The sequence below is a fragment of the Acinetobacter pecorum genome (genome assembly GCF_014837015.1).
GTDB classification, from domain to species: domain Bacteria; phylum Pseudomonadota; class Gammaproteobacteria; order Pseudomonadales; family Moraxellaceae; genus Acinetobacter; species Acinetobacter pecorum.
This window is the reverse complement of sequence record NZ_JACSPT010000009.1, coordinates 26435-41206: the sequence shown is the minus strand read 5'-3', so window position 1 is coordinate 41206 and position 14772 is coordinate 26435. Positions and strand designations below refer to the sequence as shown.

15 protein-coding genes are annotated in these 14772 nt (G+C 47.1%); 5 read left to right on the top strand and 10 right to left on the bottom strand.

The window, feature by feature from the left end:
- Positions 1-20: 20 nt before the first annotated feature.
- The 3 genes from gpmI to lptF form a co-directional block, all read right to left on the bottom strand.
- On the bottom strand, positions 21-1568 hold the full coding sequence (gene gpmI, locus H9629_RS08370; RefSeq protein WP_191730906.1) for a 2,3-bisphosphoglycerate-independent phosphoglycerate mutase: 1548 nt from the start codon (positions 1566-1568) through the stop codon (positions 21-23).
- Between the two features lie 124 nt (positions 1569-1692).
- Positions 1693-2763 carry an LPS export ABC transporter permease LptG gene (lptG, locus tag H9629_RS08365; protein ID WP_064094664.1) on the bottom strand — a complete coding sequence of 357 codons (1071 nt, stop codon included), beginning with the start codon at positions 2761-2763 and terminating at the stop codon, positions 1693-1695.
- 2 nt (positions 2764-2765) lie between these two features.
- Complete coding sequence (gene lptF / locus H9629_RS08360) at positions 2766-3866, bottom strand: LPS export ABC transporter permease LptF (protein ID WP_064094665.1); 1101 nt, start codon at positions 3864-3866, stop codon at positions 2766-2768.
- Positions 3867-4022: 156 nt separating this feature from the next.
- On the opposite strand from lptF, the gene H9629_RS08355 reads away from it, so the two are divergent.
- From H9629_RS08355 to blhA, 3 genes are read left to right on the top strand one after another with little or no spacing between them, the layout of a single operon-like run.
- Positions 4023-5471, top strand: coding sequence for a leucyl aminopeptidase (locus tag H9629_RS08355; protein ID WP_064102348.1), 1449 nt, complete (start codon positions 4023-4025; stop codon positions 5469-5471).
- Complete coding sequence (locus H9629_RS08350; RefSeq protein ID WP_064094667.1) at positions 5464-5871, top strand: DNA polymerase III subunit chi; 408 nt, start codon at positions 5464-5466, stop codon at positions 5869-5871. The genes H9629_RS08355 and H9629_RS08350 overlap by 8 nt, the downstream gene beginning before the upstream one ends.
- 26 nt (positions 5872-5897) lie before the next feature.
- Positions 5898-6527 carry a cell division protein BlhA gene (gene blhA / locus H9629_RS08345; protein ID WP_064094668.1) on the top strand — a complete coding sequence of 210 codons (630 nt, stop codon included), beginning with the start codon at positions 5898-5900 and terminating at the stop codon, positions 6525-6527.
- Positions 6528-6578: 51 nt separating this feature from the next.
- Here blhA and H9629_RS08340 read toward each other — a convergent pair whose 3' ends face one another.
- The 7 genes from H9629_RS08340 to glnK form a co-directional block, all read right to left on the bottom strand.
- On the bottom strand, positions 6579-7124 hold the full coding sequence (locus tag H9629_RS08340; RefSeq protein ID WP_064094669.1) for a VTT domain-containing protein: 546 nt from the start codon (positions 7122-7124) through the stop codon (positions 6579-6581).
- A 109-nt stretch (positions 7125-7233) separates the two neighbouring features.
- A complete protein-coding gene (locus H9629_RS08335) occupies positions 7234-7893 on the bottom strand; it encodes a riboflavin synthase (RefSeq protein ID WP_191730905.1) in 660 nt (219 codons plus the stop codon).
- Between the two features lie 22 nt (positions 7894-7915).
- On the bottom strand, positions 7916-9208 hold the full coding sequence (locus tag H9629_RS08330) for a DNA adenine methylase (protein WP_191730904.1): 1293 nt from the start codon (positions 9206-9208) through the stop codon (positions 7916-7918).
- Positions 9205-10293: a bifunctional diaminohydroxyphosphoribosylaminopyrimidine deaminase/5-amino-6-(5-phosphoribosylamino)uracil reductase RibD gene (gene ribD / locus H9629_RS08325; RefSeq protein WP_064102346.1), complete on the bottom strand. Its 1089-nt coding sequence runs from the start codon at positions 10291-10293 to the stop codon at positions 9205-9207. The genes H9629_RS08330 and ribD overlap by 4 nt, the downstream gene beginning before the upstream one ends.
- Before the next feature lie 2 nt (positions 10294-10295).
- On the bottom strand, positions 10296-10760 hold the full coding sequence (gene nrdR, locus H9629_RS08320) for a transcriptional regulator NrdR (protein WP_064094673.1): 465 nt from the start codon (positions 10758-10760) through the stop codon (positions 10296-10298).
- Between the two features lie 140 nt (positions 10761-10900).
- Positions 10901-12313 (bottom strand): ammonium transporter, encoded by a 1413-nt coding sequence (locus H9629_RS08315; RefSeq protein ID WP_191730903.1) that lies wholly within the window; start codon positions 12311-12313, stop codon positions 10901-10903.
- A gap of 58 nt (positions 12314-12371) precedes the next feature.
- On the bottom strand, positions 12372-12710 hold the full coding sequence (gene glnK, locus H9629_RS08310; RefSeq protein WP_005094485.1) for a P-II family nitrogen regulator: 339 nt from the start codon (positions 12708-12710) through the stop codon (positions 12372-12374).
- A 277-nt stretch (positions 12711-12987) separates the two neighbouring features.
- On the opposite strand from glnK, the gene H9629_RS08305 reads away from it, so the two are divergent.
- On the top strand, positions 12988-13215 hold the full coding sequence (locus H9629_RS08305; protein ID WP_064095169.1) for an accessory factor UbiK family protein: 228 nt from the start codon (positions 12988-12990) through the stop codon (positions 13213-13215).
- 66 nt (positions 13216-13281) lie between these two features.
- Positions 13282-14772: a YifB family Mg chelatase-like AAA ATPase gene (locus H9629_RS08300; RefSeq protein WP_144723542.1), complete on the top strand. Its 1491-nt coding sequence runs from the start codon at positions 13282-13284 to the stop codon at positions 14770-14772.

Sequence of the window (14772 nt, the reverse complement as noted above, 5' to 3'; positions counted from 1 at the left end):
TTTCAGAATTTTATTAAAGATTATGCATCAAGCTGAATCAGGTTACGGCCCTGCATTTCAGCCGGTACCGGAACTTGCATCAGGCTTAATAAAGTCGGTGCGACATCTGCCAGCACCCCACCTTCCACGATTGTGGCCTGAGTTGGGCCGACATAAATAAATGGAACCAATTCAGTCGTATGCTGGGTATGTACCTGACCACTGTGGTAGTCCTGCATCTGCTCAACGTTACCATGATCGGCAGTCACAATCATATGACCTTTTTGCGCCATCACGGCTTCGTAAACCCGACCGAGGCAGGTATCAACCGCTTCAACAGCTTTGACCGCAGCATCGAATACGCCAGTATGGCCGACCATATCTCCATTGGCATAGTTCACCACCAGCAGGTCAAACTCACCTGAATTGATCGCAGCCACCAGTTCATCAGTCACTTCATAAGCACTCATTTCCGGTTTAAGGTCATAAGTGGCTACGTTTGGCGATGGAATCAGGATACGTTTCTCACCCGGATATTCGTCTTCACGACCGCCACTAAAGAAGAAGGTCACATGGGCATACTTTTCTGTTTCCGCAATACGCAACTGGGTTTTGCCCAGGTTTGACAGGTATTCGCCAATCGAGTTGACCAATGCTTCAGGCATATACGCCACAGGTGCATCAATCGTGGCTTGATAACGCGTCAGCATGACAAACTTCGCCAGATTTGGCACCACTTTACGTTCAAAACCGGCAAAGTCTTTTTCCACAAATGCGCGGGTCAATTCACGGGCACGGTCAGCACGGAAGTTCATGAACACCACGCTATCGCCATCCTGAATTTTTGCCAGCTCACCAATACGGGTCGCTTTGACAAACTCATCCGACTCACTAGCTGCATAGGCCTGTTCCAGACCCTCGACTGCAGTGGCAGCCGTACGAACCGCTTCACCTTCAGTCAGCAGACGATAGGCCTGTTCAACACGATCCCAACGGTTATCACGATCCATGGCAAAATAACGGCCAATCATGGTCGCAATACGACCTTGGCCTGGATATTGCGCAAATAAGGCATCAAGCTTTTCTAAAGAAGGCTGTGCGCTTTTAGGCGGTGTATCACGCCCATCTAAAAATGCATGTAAATAGACTTTGGCACCGCGTTTCAGTGCTAGCTCTGCCATCGCCACGATATGATCTTCATGTGAGTGCACACCGCCTTCAGACAAAAGGCCAAGCAAATGTACTGCCCCATCTGTAGCTTTGGCTTTCTCTACTGCATCGACCAGCACTTCATGTTCAAAGAAGTCGCCCGTACGAATGTCTTTGGTAATTCGGGTAAAGTCCTGATACAGCACACGGCCTGCACCGAGGTTCATATGTCCGACTTCCGAGTTACCCATCTGGCCATCCGGCAGGCCAACATCTTCACCTGAACCCGAGATCAAACCATGTGGATGCTTGTTCTGCATTGCAGTTAAATTTGGTCGTTTAGCTGCTAAAAACGCATTGTCTTCGACCGCTTCGCGATGACCCACACCATCCATAATCACCAAAACGTGAGGGATTTTGCCAGCAGTTGCATCCGTCATAATGAAATACTCTGTTCGTCTACGAATTAATCGCTCTATTTTAGCGAAGTTTATAAAAAGAGGCCATGACCCGGGTATGGTTTAGGCCTCTCATGATGATTGATTTGTTCTATTTCCCTGTGATTTAGCGTGCCCGATGCAGCAGATATCCTCCGATACCAAACATGATCAGAATGGGAATAAATACGAACCAGGCTGGTGAGGGTGCATAAATCAGACTGGCATAACCGAGGAAATCCTGCAGATAGAAGAAACCCAGTCCGGCAAATAAGGCGATCACCAGACGGAAACCCATAGATTGCTGACGCAACGGCCCGAAAATAAACGAACAGGCAATCACTACCAAAGCGATCAGGGCAAATGGGGAACCGACTTTCTGCCAGAAGGCCAACTGATAGGTTTTAGGCACTTGGCTGTATTCATGCATATAGCTCATAAAGCTCACTAGCTGGCTTGGCGATAAATCTTCTGGATCAATCGTCACCATATGCACATATTTCGGTTGCAAGGCTAGAGCCAGTGGCTGTTCAGCATGTTGCACCAGAGTCGCATTGCCATCTTTTAAAATATCAAACTGTTCGGTACTGTTTAATTTCCAGGCTCCATCTTTGACAAACTCACCCTCTTTAGCCTCTAAAGTGCCACGTAAACGGTAATTGTCATCGAAATCCAGCATCTGCACATTTTTCAGCTGACCTTTGGAGTTGGCATAATCGATATAAATAAAGCGCTGACCTTCGCGGGTCCAGTAACCACGGACTTCACCGAGTTGAGCGGCTTTACTGGCACTCTTGACGCTTTTAGCCTGTTCAGTGGTATACGGAATCACCCACTCACTTAAGGCAAAAGACAACACCACCAGCAACAGGGCTGAACGGATGACCCAGCCGACTATACGCCATAAGCTTACACCCACCGAACGCATCACGATCAGCTCACTATTCGAAGCTAATGTGCCCAATCCCAATACTGCACCAATCAGTGCAGAAATCGGCAGGATTTCATACAAATATTTCGGCGCTTCCCAGAGTACATATTTCAAGGCATCCCAGGCGCCATAGCCTTCTTTGAGTGAGCCCAGCTCACCCAGATAAGTGAATAAAACCTGTAAACCCGCCAATACCGCGGTTGCACCCAGCATGGCCAGCGCAGTGGTTTGGGTCACATGTTTTGCAACTATACGACGTGCCAACATTGTTAAGACCTCACTCGCTGAATCTGTTTCTTGATTTTCGGACCCAATTTCTGTTTACGTGAGAACAAGGCACCTGCAATTGCATAGGCAATCAGGATCAATGGATAGGCCCAGATTCCCATTTCCTGTTTACTGATCCGGGTCTTTACTGCCATCAGGGCCACAATCAGACTGGCAAAGATCATGAGGGCAGGAAATAACTTAAGATAACGACCCTGTCGTGGACTTACCTCAGACAAGGCTACAGCCAGGATCAGGGCAATCAGAATGGCAAAAGGCACAAACACCCGCCAGCCCAGTTCACTAGCCACCACAGGATCCTGACGGTTCTTCCATAATTGCGAAGTCGGCAAGGCTTCAACATCAGTACTGGCAAACTCTACTTCTTCATTACTTTCCAGGCGCAGACGATAACTTTCAAATTCAGCTTGAGTATACTGCGGCGTACCCGGATAAATCTCATAACGGCGCCCTTGGACCAGATCTACCACATTGGCAGCATCATTTGGTATTTCGATTCGGGTCGCTTCCTGTGCCAGAATCATCACATCCGGCTTGCCTTCTTTTTGCGCGCGCTGATAGAAGAATATATCTTTTAAGTTTTTACGGTCTTCAGACAGGTCACCCGCATAAATGGTATAGGGTCCGGAAGAGATAAATTCTTTGGGTCGTACCAGATCAAAACCGGTACGTACCGCCTGACTGGTGGTCAGGGCTTCAAACTGGCGTATTCCCCAAGGTGCAGCCCAGAGCATGAGTCCCGCCTGAGCAATCAAAAATACCAGGGTCATCGGCACTAGCAAGCGCGCCAGTTGATGCCGGCTGACACCACTACCATTCAGGACGGCCATTTCATGATCGACATATAAACGGCCAAAAACCAGCATCAGTCCAATAAAGAAACCGAGTGGAAGAATCAGGGTCAAGAATTCAGGCAGCCGGTAGCCAATAATGCTAAATAGAATGCCTGCATCCAGACGGCCTTGTGCAGCGACCCCAAAATACTTGATCAGTCGACCACCCATCATGATCAAAGTCAATAAGGCAATCACCACCAAGGATGTCGAGATAACTTGCTTGACCAGATAACGCCGAATAATCAAATTAATTCTTCCAAAATAAGGTCTATAAAACGAGTGCTAGTTTACCCGAATAGCAAAAATATAAAACCTAAGCCGCTCAGCCCATTGAAAATCTATTCAGATAAATGTTTCAATGACTGAATGATTTACCAATCTAGACAGGCGTGAAAACAGAATATGAAACTTACAATTAATACGTCATTCCCAGAGAATGGATCAAGTCAATCTTTGTTGATTTTAGTTGACTCAGAACAGCTTCAGAATACAACAGCAACCTATCAAATCAATAATTTAGACACATTAATTGAAGCCTCTCAATTCAAGGCAGCATTGGCCGAAAGCCTGAGCCTAATTGGTCAGGTAAGTCAGTCTAGCCATGCCGCACTGATCGGCTTGGGCAAAGTTGCTGAACTGCAACCGGCCAAACTTGCAAAAATCGCACAGACTATTATTCAGGCCACTCAAAAAAAATTCAAACAGATTTCTGTAGACCTGAACCAGCTTCCACAAGAATTCCATTATCTGTTTGCCCTGTTTCTAACTCAGGCCAGCTATGGTTATGATGAATACAAATCCAAGAAAAATGAATTTGTACTTGAGCAGATCGACCTGATTGCCACCCATAGCGTATTAACTACCGAACAGTTGCAACTGGTACAAGCAGTGCAGAACGGACAAAACTTGGCACGTGACCTAGGTAACCGTCCAGGCAATATCTGTTTCCCTGAATATCTTGCAGAACAGGCGGTGGCTTTGGCCGCTGAATATCCAGACCTGCTTAAAGTCACGGTGCTGGACGAACAGCAGATGGCAGATTTAGGCATGGGTGCCTTCCTTGCAGTAAGTAAGGGTTCAGAGCGTCCGGGCCGTATTATCAGCATAGAGTATCAGTCAGAGCGTAGCGAAGCACCGGTCGTGCTGGTAGGTAAAGGCATTACGTTTGATACCGGCGGTATTTCTCTCAAACCAGGCGCAGGCATGGACGAAATGAAATACGACATGTGCGGTGCAGCCTCTGTGCTCGGCACGATGCGTGCATTGTGTGAGTCCCGCTTACCATTGCATGTCATAGGTACCATTGCTGCAGCAGAGAATATGCCTTCAGGCAAAGCCACCCGTCCTGGCGATATCGTGACCACAATGAGTGGTCAGACCGTCGAAATCCTGAATACCGATGCCGAAGGCCGTCTGGTGCTATGCGACACCCTGACTTATGTAAAACGTTTCAATCCTGCTTTAGTGATTGATATTGCAACTTTAACTGGTGCTTGTGTGGTCGCTTTAGGTTCAGTGCTAACCGGTATGTTCACACCAGATGATAAACTGGCAGCAGAGCTGGAAACTGCCGGCCAAGATTCGTTTGACCGAGTATGGCGTATGCCGGTACTGGACGACTATCAGGAACAGCTTGACTCACCATTTGCAGATATTGGCAATATCGGTGGTCCAAAAGCCGGTTCTGTGACTGCTGCCTGCTTCTTACAACGTTTTACCCGTGAATATCGCTGGGCACATCTGGATGTTGCAGGCACGGCATGGAACTCAGGTACCAATAAAGGCGCAACCGGCCGCCCTGTCCCATTATTAATGCAATTCCTGGCCAACCGCGTTCAATCGAATGGCTAAGGTCAGCTTTTATTTATTTGAGAAAAGCCCTGAACGGCAAGTGGATAGCGCTTGCCGTTTATGCCGCAAGATTCTGCGCCAGCCGGCGCGGATCTGGTTACTGTGTGCTAATGCCGAATTGCAGCAACAGCTGGATGAACGCCTGTGGAGCTTTGATCCAGGCAGTTTTATTCCCCATGGCATTGACCAGCCTCAGGCCACTGTCTGTATTTCGGCAAGGCTACCTGAAGAGTCTGACTGGATTATTTTCAATTTTAATCCGGAAGCACTTGAACCTTACGCGAAATTTAGTCACATTATTGAGATTATTGAAAACCAAGAAACGGCTAAACAGCAGGGCCGTGAAAAATTCAAACAGTATCGTCGTTTAGGCATTGAGCCAAACACCCATAAGCTTTAACCGATATTATTCATAAGGAGAGGCACGTGGCATTAAATGTAGGTCCCGATTTTAAACAGCGCTGGTTAAATGTGCCGGAAGCTGTACGTCAGACCTTTATCGATGACCTCTCTCGTATCTGCGATATTTTAAAACCTGAAACGTCTTTGGAAGAATGGCAGAGTCGTGAGCAGCGCTTGCAGCAGGAATCTGAACGCAAGATTGAAGCAGCCTATGCGCAGCGCAAGGCCGAATTGATTGAAGAAGCCCGTATTCGCAAACAGCTTGCACTCGAAAAAGCTTTGGCCGAAAAGCGTGCCGAGGAACAGGCCTATCAAGAACAGTTACGTCTTGAAGAACAGCGAAAATTGAGCGAACAGACCCAAATGCTTGCTGAAATTAATATGCAGCTAAAGACTGAAGTGCAGCACTATGTTGACCGCTTTCAGAAAAACCCTGAGCATACTTTTGACTTTGCCAAAGGCCGCATCCAGATTGAGGATCAGAACATTTTATCCGAATTAGAAAGTGTGCGTTTACGCCTGGAACTTGAGGCAGAAGCGGTGATTGAACAAACAGTCAATGCACTTAGAGAGAAAATGCGTGCTGCAGCCAAAGAAGAAATTGAGTATATCATTCAAAACTCTGAATTTTCTGATCAACCAAGCAATAGTTAGATCATCCTTTCACATAAAAAGCCCGAACATTCGGGCTTTTTTAGTTTTATCCTAGAAAAAGTCGGCCAGCATAAAAGCGGCATTTCCGAGCAGATAACCAATACTTAATAAAGTGCCAATCCAGAGTATACCCCCCACAATATTATAGAAGCTGAATGTGGCAAAACTCATATGGGCGGATCCTGCAGCAAAAGGGCCAAATGAGCGAACAAAGGGAATAAAACGCGCAATAACGATAGTTTTACCACCATGTTTCATAAAATAGTGATTGGTTTTCACCATATATTCTGGCTTAAAAAAACGTGAATGCTGATTGAAATATTTTAAACCAAGAACTTTCCCAGTGTAATAATTCACGCTATAACCCAGCACTGTAGCAGTAAATAGCAACAGCCCCATGGAATGCAAGGTCACGATATCACTGCTGGCGCATAACGCTCCCACAGCCAGTAACAAGCTGTCACCCGGCAGAAAAAAGAAGAATACAGAACCGGTTTCTGCAAAAATCACCAGAAACAGAATTGCATAAATCCATACCCCGTATTGATCGAGCAATAGCGGCAATGACTGTTCCAAGTTAAGTAAAAAATCGAGCATTCGACCCGTCCACCCAGGCAATATTTGCAAGTTGAACTGCTGATTATCCCGAAAAATAAAAAAACAGTCTAATTTTTCAATCAGACTGTTCAGTAAATCAACATTTTTCTTATTTTAAGAAACCGTTTTCAGCTAGAAAATCCATGCTGATTTTCGATTGTTCAGTGGTTTCAGCTGCTTTATCACCCAGCAATAAACGTTCGATATAACGTGCCAGCACATCAACTTCCAGGTTGACCTTGGTTCCCACCTTCCAGGTACCGATATTGGTCCGCTCCGCTGTATGCGGAATCAGGTTGAGACTAATGATACTGCCACGCAAATGATTAATCGTCAGACTGATGCCGTCGACTGTAACCGAGCCTTTTTCTGCCAGATATTTGGCAATTTCGGCCGGTGCCGTCACTTCATAATAAATCGAGCGGGCGTCTTCGCGAACCAGCGTGATTTCGCCGACTGCATCCACATGACCTGACACAATATGACCACCAAAACGTGTGGTCGGCAGCATGGCTTTTTCGACATTGACAGGCTGGCCTGCTTTCCAGTTACCCAGTGTAGTCCGGTTCAGGCTTTCACGGGAAACATCAGCCGCATACCAGTTCTCGCCCCAGTCGATCACGGTCAGGCAGATACCATTGGTCGCAATAGAATCACCCAGATGTACATCGGACATGTCCAGATCAGTCTGAATCCGCAAACGTACATCACCGCCAACGCTTTGCAGACTTTCAACTTTGCCGAGGCTTTCGATAATACCTGTAAACATTTTTATTTCCTTTTCAATTCTTTTACCAGAGTGCCAACTGGGTACTAACGCCGGTCGTATCCACACCGCCCAATTCTGCATAATGATGCAGCTGGCTGAGTAACTGGCGGATTGGCGGACCCGACTTGGCGTGGGTATCGGTAATCACAATAAATTCCAGTACGCGGGCACGTTCGGACTGACGCTGTTTACTAACACGATAACGCGGTACATCCTGGGTCAGCAAGCTGACCCGGCCACGTTTCAGGTTGGCCTGTAATAAATCGGTGGCGCTGATATTCCCGTCGGTTGAATAACTGGTCAGAATAAAGCGCGCATTGATGGTGGCCAGCAGGCTCTCATAGGCTTCTTTGGCATATTTAGAGGAGTTGTACTGGCTCGGACGCTCTTTGCGCCATGCCCGGTCAATCCCACTCTTAAAGCCTTTGGTGTCCGGGGTTGGCAAATCGACCTGATCCCATAAGGTCAATGCATTCAACACATGATAATTACTGCTATACGCATGCTGATTATATGGCGGATCCAGATAGGCCACATCCACTTCAAAGCCGCTCATCTGGTTGGCCAGATGCTGGGCATCGACACACCACATTTCTGCGGCCATTCCCTTTTTCTGATCCGACTCGCAAAAACGGCTTGGGGTCAGCCACAGCAATGATTCAATCCGTTCCAGCGCAGTTTGGGTTTTCCCGCCCCAGCCATGGTGGAAGCTTTTGAAAACACCAGACGTATTGCTGACAAAACTGGCTGAATACAGCAAAGGGGCCAGCAAGGCAGACATTTCCACATCATCAATTGCACCTTGGGCCTGCCAGGCGGCAATCTGCTGGCGAATCGCATCAATACGCATGCCGTTACGGCGTTTGAAGAACAAACGGTCACGGGCTGGATCATAGATTTCATCATTACGTGGACAGAGGTTGTGCGTGACCCAGCCTTTGACTTCAGGCAGACGGTTCAGGTAGTCAATGGCTTTCTGATAGCCACCCAACTCTTTAAATGCCGGTGCTTCCGTACAGGCCAGTACCGCATGATTCAGTGCATGGCTATACGGTTCCCAGTCATTGGCAATCACGCGATAACCATTCTGGCGGGCCAAACGTGAAACCACACCTGAACCGGCAAAAAAATCAGCAAAGATTGGCGCACGACCATCGCTACGTTTCAGGGTTCCTGTACTCTCCAGAGCTTCCAGAATCAAATGCAGTAAACGGCGCTTATTGCCCAGATAAGGAACCAGTTGATGGAAAAGATATTCATCGGTGGTACGCGCCGCATGGCGACGTTTATGATAAACCGTAGGCTCTGAACTCATAGTGTCTCTTGAAAAGGAATTAGCCTGAAGCGCACGTCATCACCCAAGAGAGTCACATCGCGCAGCTTAAATCGGAGTTGTTCGGCCATACGGCTGAATTCTGCATTAAACATGGTACGCGCAGACTGGCCTAATAGGGTTGGTGCAACGTAACTGATCAGTTCATCAACCAATTTTTGTTGTAAAAATGCCGTAGATAAAGTGGCTCCTGCTTCCACCAACACATCGTAAATCTGATGTTGCTGAACCAGTTGCTTTAATAATTCTGCTAAAGGCTGTACCGGCAAGTGTAGCACACCCAGTTCTGCAAGCTCCTGACGAAATGGCCCCATCACCATCACGGTGTCGGCTTGCGCTAAAATTTTTGCGTTGAGTGGTAAACGCCCCTGACGGTCCAGAATAATCCGTTTTGGTTGCACCACGGTCTTGATATCTTCAATCCCGTCCAGTTGACGCACATTCAGTTCACAGTCATCCGCAAGAACCGTATCAATCCCGGTGATCACCGCGCCTGAAATCGCACGCCAGTGCTGTACATCCTGACGTGCTTCCACACCGGTAATCCATTTTGATTCACCCGATGCCATCGCGGTACGGCCATCCAGGCTTGAGGCAATTTTTAAACGCACATAAGGTTGGCCGGTTGCCATAGCCTTCAGGAAACCTTGATTCAGCTGATGCGCTTCATCTTCACAAATACCAACCTTGACTTCGATCCCGGCATCTTTCAGGATCTGTACACCCTTGCCGGCCACCAGCGGATTGGGATCAGGACAGGCAACAATAACTTTTGCCACGCCTGCCTCAACCAAGCCTTTGGCACAAGGCGGTGTCCGGCCATAATGCGCACAAGGTTCTAAAGTCACATAAGCGGTTGCACCACGTGCCTGTTCACCGGCCTGACGCAGCGCAAAGACTTCAGCATGTGGCTGACCGGCTTGGGGATGAAAGCCTTCACCAATCACGATGCCATCCTTAACAATGACACAGCCGACATTCGGATTCGGTTTGGTGGAATATTGCCCCTGACGAGCCAATTCAATGGCACGCTGCATCCAGATTCGATCTTGATTCAATTCAGCCATGTTTATTCGTGTAATTCTCGTTGTTGCATCTGTTCAATCTGATGACGAAAAGCTTCGACATCCTGAAAATCCTGATAAACCGAAGCGAAACGTACATAGGCAACATGATCCAGAGCAAATAAAGACTGCATCACGATTTCACCGATGGTACGTGATTTCACGTCACGCTCCCCCAGACGGCGAATCTGTAGCTGGATATCACTTAGCACGGTTTCAATCTGTTCCTGGGTCACCGGGCGTTTTTGCAAGGCATGCATCAGGGAGCGACGTAGTTTGGCTTCATCAAAAGGCTCATTCTTGCCATCTGACTTGATGACACGTGGCATCACCACTTCATAACTTTCAAAGGTAGTGAAGCGTTCATTACAACTGACACATTCACGACGACGACGAATCTGACAGCCTTCAGCTGCCAGGCGTGAATCAATCACTTTACTGTCTGCAGTATTGCAAAATGGGCAATGCATAGCGGTTTAATTGAGCAAATCCAGATGATTTCCGAGTGTAGCAAAAATTACAAACTTTGTAGAGCTTTACGCAACATATAGAAAAAAAACAGCCCATTCGGGCCGTTTTACACTATATATTGATTATGAGATAGTTATTATTATTCGACACGTTCGCCATGTTGGCTCAAATCCAGTCCCATACGCTCATCATCAGATGTCACACGGATTCCAATGATCAAGTCAATGACTTTGAGGATAATGAAGGTCATGATCGCAGAGTAAGCAATTGTCGCCAACACACCTTCCACTTGCACCCAAAGCTGATGCATGACATTGGCAGGGGCATTGTCACCCATGATGAATTCGCTGGCAAAGAAGGCTGTTAAAATCGCACCTACAATACCACCTACGCCATGCAGGCCAAAAGCATCCAAAGAGTCATCGGCTTTCAATGCGCGTTTCAGTGCTGTAATCCCCCAGAAACACACCACACCACCGATCAGACCCATCGCCAGCGCACCGCCTACGGTCACAAAACCTGCAGCAGGAGTAATCACGACCAGACCTGCAACTGCACCTGATACGCCACCCAGTACAGAAGCTTTACCACGCACCAGTTTTTCAGTGATTAACCAAGAGATAGCTGCTGCTGCTGCTGCCACTTGAGTCACGATCAAGGCATAGCCTGCAGAACCGTTTGCACCTAATGCAGAACCACCATTGAAACCGAACCAGCCCACCCAGAGCAAAGATGCTCCGATCACTGTAAGGGTCAGGTTATGTGGTGCCATAGATTCACGGCCCAAGCCCATACGTTTGCCCAGCATATATGCCGCTACCAGACCAGCAACACCCGAGTTGATATGTACGACTGTACCACCAGCAAAATCAAGCGCGCCATCGTTACCTAACCAGCCGCCACCCCACACCCAGTGGGTAATTGGGGCATAGACAATCACCACCCAAAGTGCGATGAAAGCAACGAAAGCACCAAATTTCATACGTTCTGCAATCGAACCGCTGATGATGGCAACCGTAATAATGGCAAAAGTCATTTGGAAAATCACGAATAGGATTTCAGGAATCGTGCCCGAAAGTGCTTCTGTGGTGATTCCCGCTAACATGAATTTATCCAGGCTACCTATAAAGGCGTTACCTTCCCCGAAAGCGAGGGTATAACCAATAATGACCCAGGCAATACTGACCACTGTAGCAGCAACAAAGCTATGTGCCATGGTCGCCAGGACATTTTTCTTGCGGACCATACCGCCATAAAATAGCGCCAAACCAGGAATGGTCATCAATAAAACCAGAGCGGTCGAGGTTAAAATCCAGGCGGTATCACCAGTATCTAGCGTTGGTTCTTCTTCTGCAGGTATTACGGCTTCGACTGGCGCTGCTTCAGCAATGACTGCTGTAGTCTCTGTTGTATTTAGTGTTGTATCGCCTGCTTCTTCAACAAGCACAATTTCTTCTGTTGGTATTGTTGCTGTTGCAGCTTCTTCAGCCCATGCAACAGAACCACCAAAAAGAGCGCCGGCCATGCCGAACGCGAGTAGCATTTTTTTCATCGTATCCCCCAACCAAGTTTTTGTGAGTTATTAGGTACCCAGCAAACTTCGTGCCAAGTTAGACAGCGTCTGCCCCTGTTTCACCTGTACGAATACGGATGACTTGTTCCAAGTTAGTTACGAAAATTTTTCCGTCACCGATTTTTCCAGTGCTAGCCACACGGGTAATAGATTCAATTACTGAGTCAACCATGTCATCGCTGATGGCAATTTCAATTTTGACTTTCGGTAGGAAATCTACAACGTATTCAGCACCACGATAGAGTTCAGTATGGCCTTTTTGACGACCAAAGCCTTTCACTTCAGTTACAGTGATGCCTTGAACACCAATTTCAGACAATGCTTCGCGCACATCATCTAATTTAAAAGGTTTTACAATTGCAGTTACGAGCTTCATGTTTGTTTTCCTTCGGCTTATTTCACCAGTAAGGTTTTACGTTCAAATTTCATGCCAAGATCCCTAAGGTCGGGGGAAATTAGAAAGCTCGGCATGTGGTCTATTTATACCTTATTTTATACTTATAAAGTCCTTGAATCTTCAAAAAATAGACATTTTTTATGTGGATTTTTACAATATCTCTGCCCGAATAAGTCTATATTTTATCTGAAATACTATAGTCTGCATTTTAGCAATGCTAAACTGTGCGCTCCTTTCTATGGCAATGGATCAGACGATGATTGAAACCTTATTACAAGCAATTATGCAGCAAGTCGAACAACCTAAGAAAGATTTGGAACATAATCTCCGTGCCCTGTTAAATGAAGCTGTGGCTAAAATGGATCTGGTGTCTAAAGAAGAAATTGAACGTCAACGCACTGCCCTAAATAAAGCCAATTATCGTCTGGATGAATTGCTCAAACAGGTTGAGGCACTAGAAGAAAAGATTTCGAACAAAAAATAAGCACAAGTACAGTGCAAAAAAGACACCAGACTTATAAAAATAACGCACCAAATTGGAACAACAATAATGTCTTTTGCCAAAATTTATACGCGAGGCTTGCTTGGCCTGCATGCACCTTTAATAGAAGTCGAGGTTCATGTCAGTTCGGGCATGCCTTCACTCACTATTGTGGGGCTTCCAGAAGCAGCAGTACGGGAAAGTAAAGACCGGGTACGGTCGGCTATTTTAAATAGCGGCTTTCAATTCCCCACCAAACGTCTCACCATTAATCTGGCGCCAGCAGATCTGCCAAAAGATGGCTCACGTCTGGACTTACCGATTGCTTTAGGCATTTTAGTGGCTTCAGGCCAGCTCCCAGAAGATTGCACCGAGCATCTTGAATTTATTGGAGAATTGGCCCTTGATGGTCAATTACGTCCGGTCAGTGGAACCCTGAGTATTGCGATTGCCTGTCAGAGTGATCAGCATCAACTGATCCTGCCTGGCCCAAATGCCCAGGAAGCCTGTCAGCTCCCTGATTTTAAAGTCTTCGCAGCCAATCATCTGAAAGAGGTGTGTGAACATCTTTCCCAGACACAGTCCTTGCAGCAGATAGAATCCGGTTCACTTGCTACAGACCATTTTTATAAGTTTGATCTTGCGGATGTAAAAGGACAATTACGACCACGACGTGCTTTAGAAATTGCTGCAGCAGGTGGTCATTCCCTGCTGTTTCGTGGTCCGCCTGGAACAGGCAAGACTTTGCTGGCCTCCCGATTGGCCAGTATTTTACCGCCTTTAAAGACCCAGGAAAATCTGGAAGTCGCCAGTATCTATTCAGTGGCGAATGCCAATCATCCTTTTGGGCAACGCCCGTTTCGGGCTCCGCATCATACTGCTTCTGCCGTGGCACTGGTCGGTGGTGGTTCACATCCCAAGCCAGGAGAAATTACCCTGGCGCATTTAGGGGTTTTATTTCTGGACGAACTGCCTGAATTCGACCGCAAAGTTCTGGAAGTCTTACGGCAGCCTTTGGAGGCAAAGGAAATTGTCATTTCCCGGGCATCACGCCAGATTACTTTTCCCGCCAATTTCCAGTTGGTGGCTGCTATGAATCCATGCCCATGTGGCTATGCCTTTAATCAGGATATCCGCTGTCAATGTTCGCCTGAAAGTATTAAGCGTTATCAGAACCGGATCTCAGGCCCCCTGCTGGACCGGATTGATTTGCATATTGATGTACCGCCATTACAGGCGCATGAGTTACAGGACAATAGACCTACAGAAAACTCGGAAACGGTCAGACAACGCGTCATTGCCGCTTATGAAATTCAGATGCAACGGCAAAACACCTTGAATATGAGTCTGAGTCCGAAGCAGCTAGAGCAATATGCCGCATTAGATCAGTCTGCTCAGAATATGCTTGAACTGGCGCAGCAAAAATTAAATTTGTCAGCCCGAGGCTATCATCGGGTCTTGCGTGTCGCACGTACCATTGCCGATTTGCATCAAAGTCCCGATATCCAAAGCCAGCATCTGTCGGAGGCTTTATCTTATCGCGGGCAGCAGCAGATTTAG

Coding starts and splice junctions, on each gene's coding strand:
- H9629_RS08350 (WP_064094667.1), top strand. CDS start 5,464: ATGGCTAAGGTCAGCTTTTATTTATTTGAGAAAAGCCCTGAACGGCAA.
- H9629_RS08355 (WP_064102348.1), top strand. CDS start 4,023: ATGAAACTTACAATTAATACGTCATTCCCAGAGAATGGATCAAGTCAA.
- H9629_RS08340 (WP_064094669.1), bottom strand. CDS start 7,124: ATGCTCGATTTTTTACTTAACTTGGAACAGTCATTGCCGCTATTGCTC.
- H9629_RS08315 (WP_191730903.1), bottom strand. CDS start 12,313: ATGAAAAAAATGCTACTCGCGTTCGGCATGGCCGGCGCTCTTTTTGGT.
- nrdR (WP_064094673.1), bottom strand. CDS start 10,760: ATGCATTGCCCATTTTGCAATACTGCAGACAGTAAAGTGATTGATTCA.
- H9629_RS08300 (WP_144723542.1), top strand. CDS start 13,282: ATGTCTTTTGCCAAAATTTATACGCGAGGCTTGCTTGGCCTGCATGCA.
- H9629_RS08335 (WP_191730905.1), bottom strand. CDS start 7,893: ATGTTTACAGGTATTATCGAAAGCCTCGGCAAAGTTGAAAGTCTGCAA.
- lptG (WP_064094664.1), bottom strand. CDS start 2,763: ATGTTGGCACGTCGTATAGTTGCAAAACATGTGACCCAAACCACTGCG.
- H9629_RS08305 (WP_064095169.1), top strand. CDS start 12,988: ATGATTGAAACCTTATTACAAGCAATTATGCAGCAAGTCGAACAACCT.
- H9629_RS08330 (WP_191730904.1), bottom strand. CDS start 9,208: ATGAGTTCAGAGCCTACGGTTTATCATAAACGTCGCCATGCGGCGCGT.
- ribD (WP_064102346.1), bottom strand. CDS start 10,293: ATGGCTGAATTGAATCAAGATCGAATCTGGATGCAGCGTGCCATTGAA.
- glnK (WP_005094485.1), bottom strand. CDS start 12,710: ATGAAGCTCGTAACTGCAATTGTAAAACCTTTTAAATTAGATGATGTG.
- gpmI (WP_191730906.1), bottom strand. CDS start 1,568: ATGACGGATGCAACTGCTGGCAAAATCCCTCACGTTTTGGTGATTATG.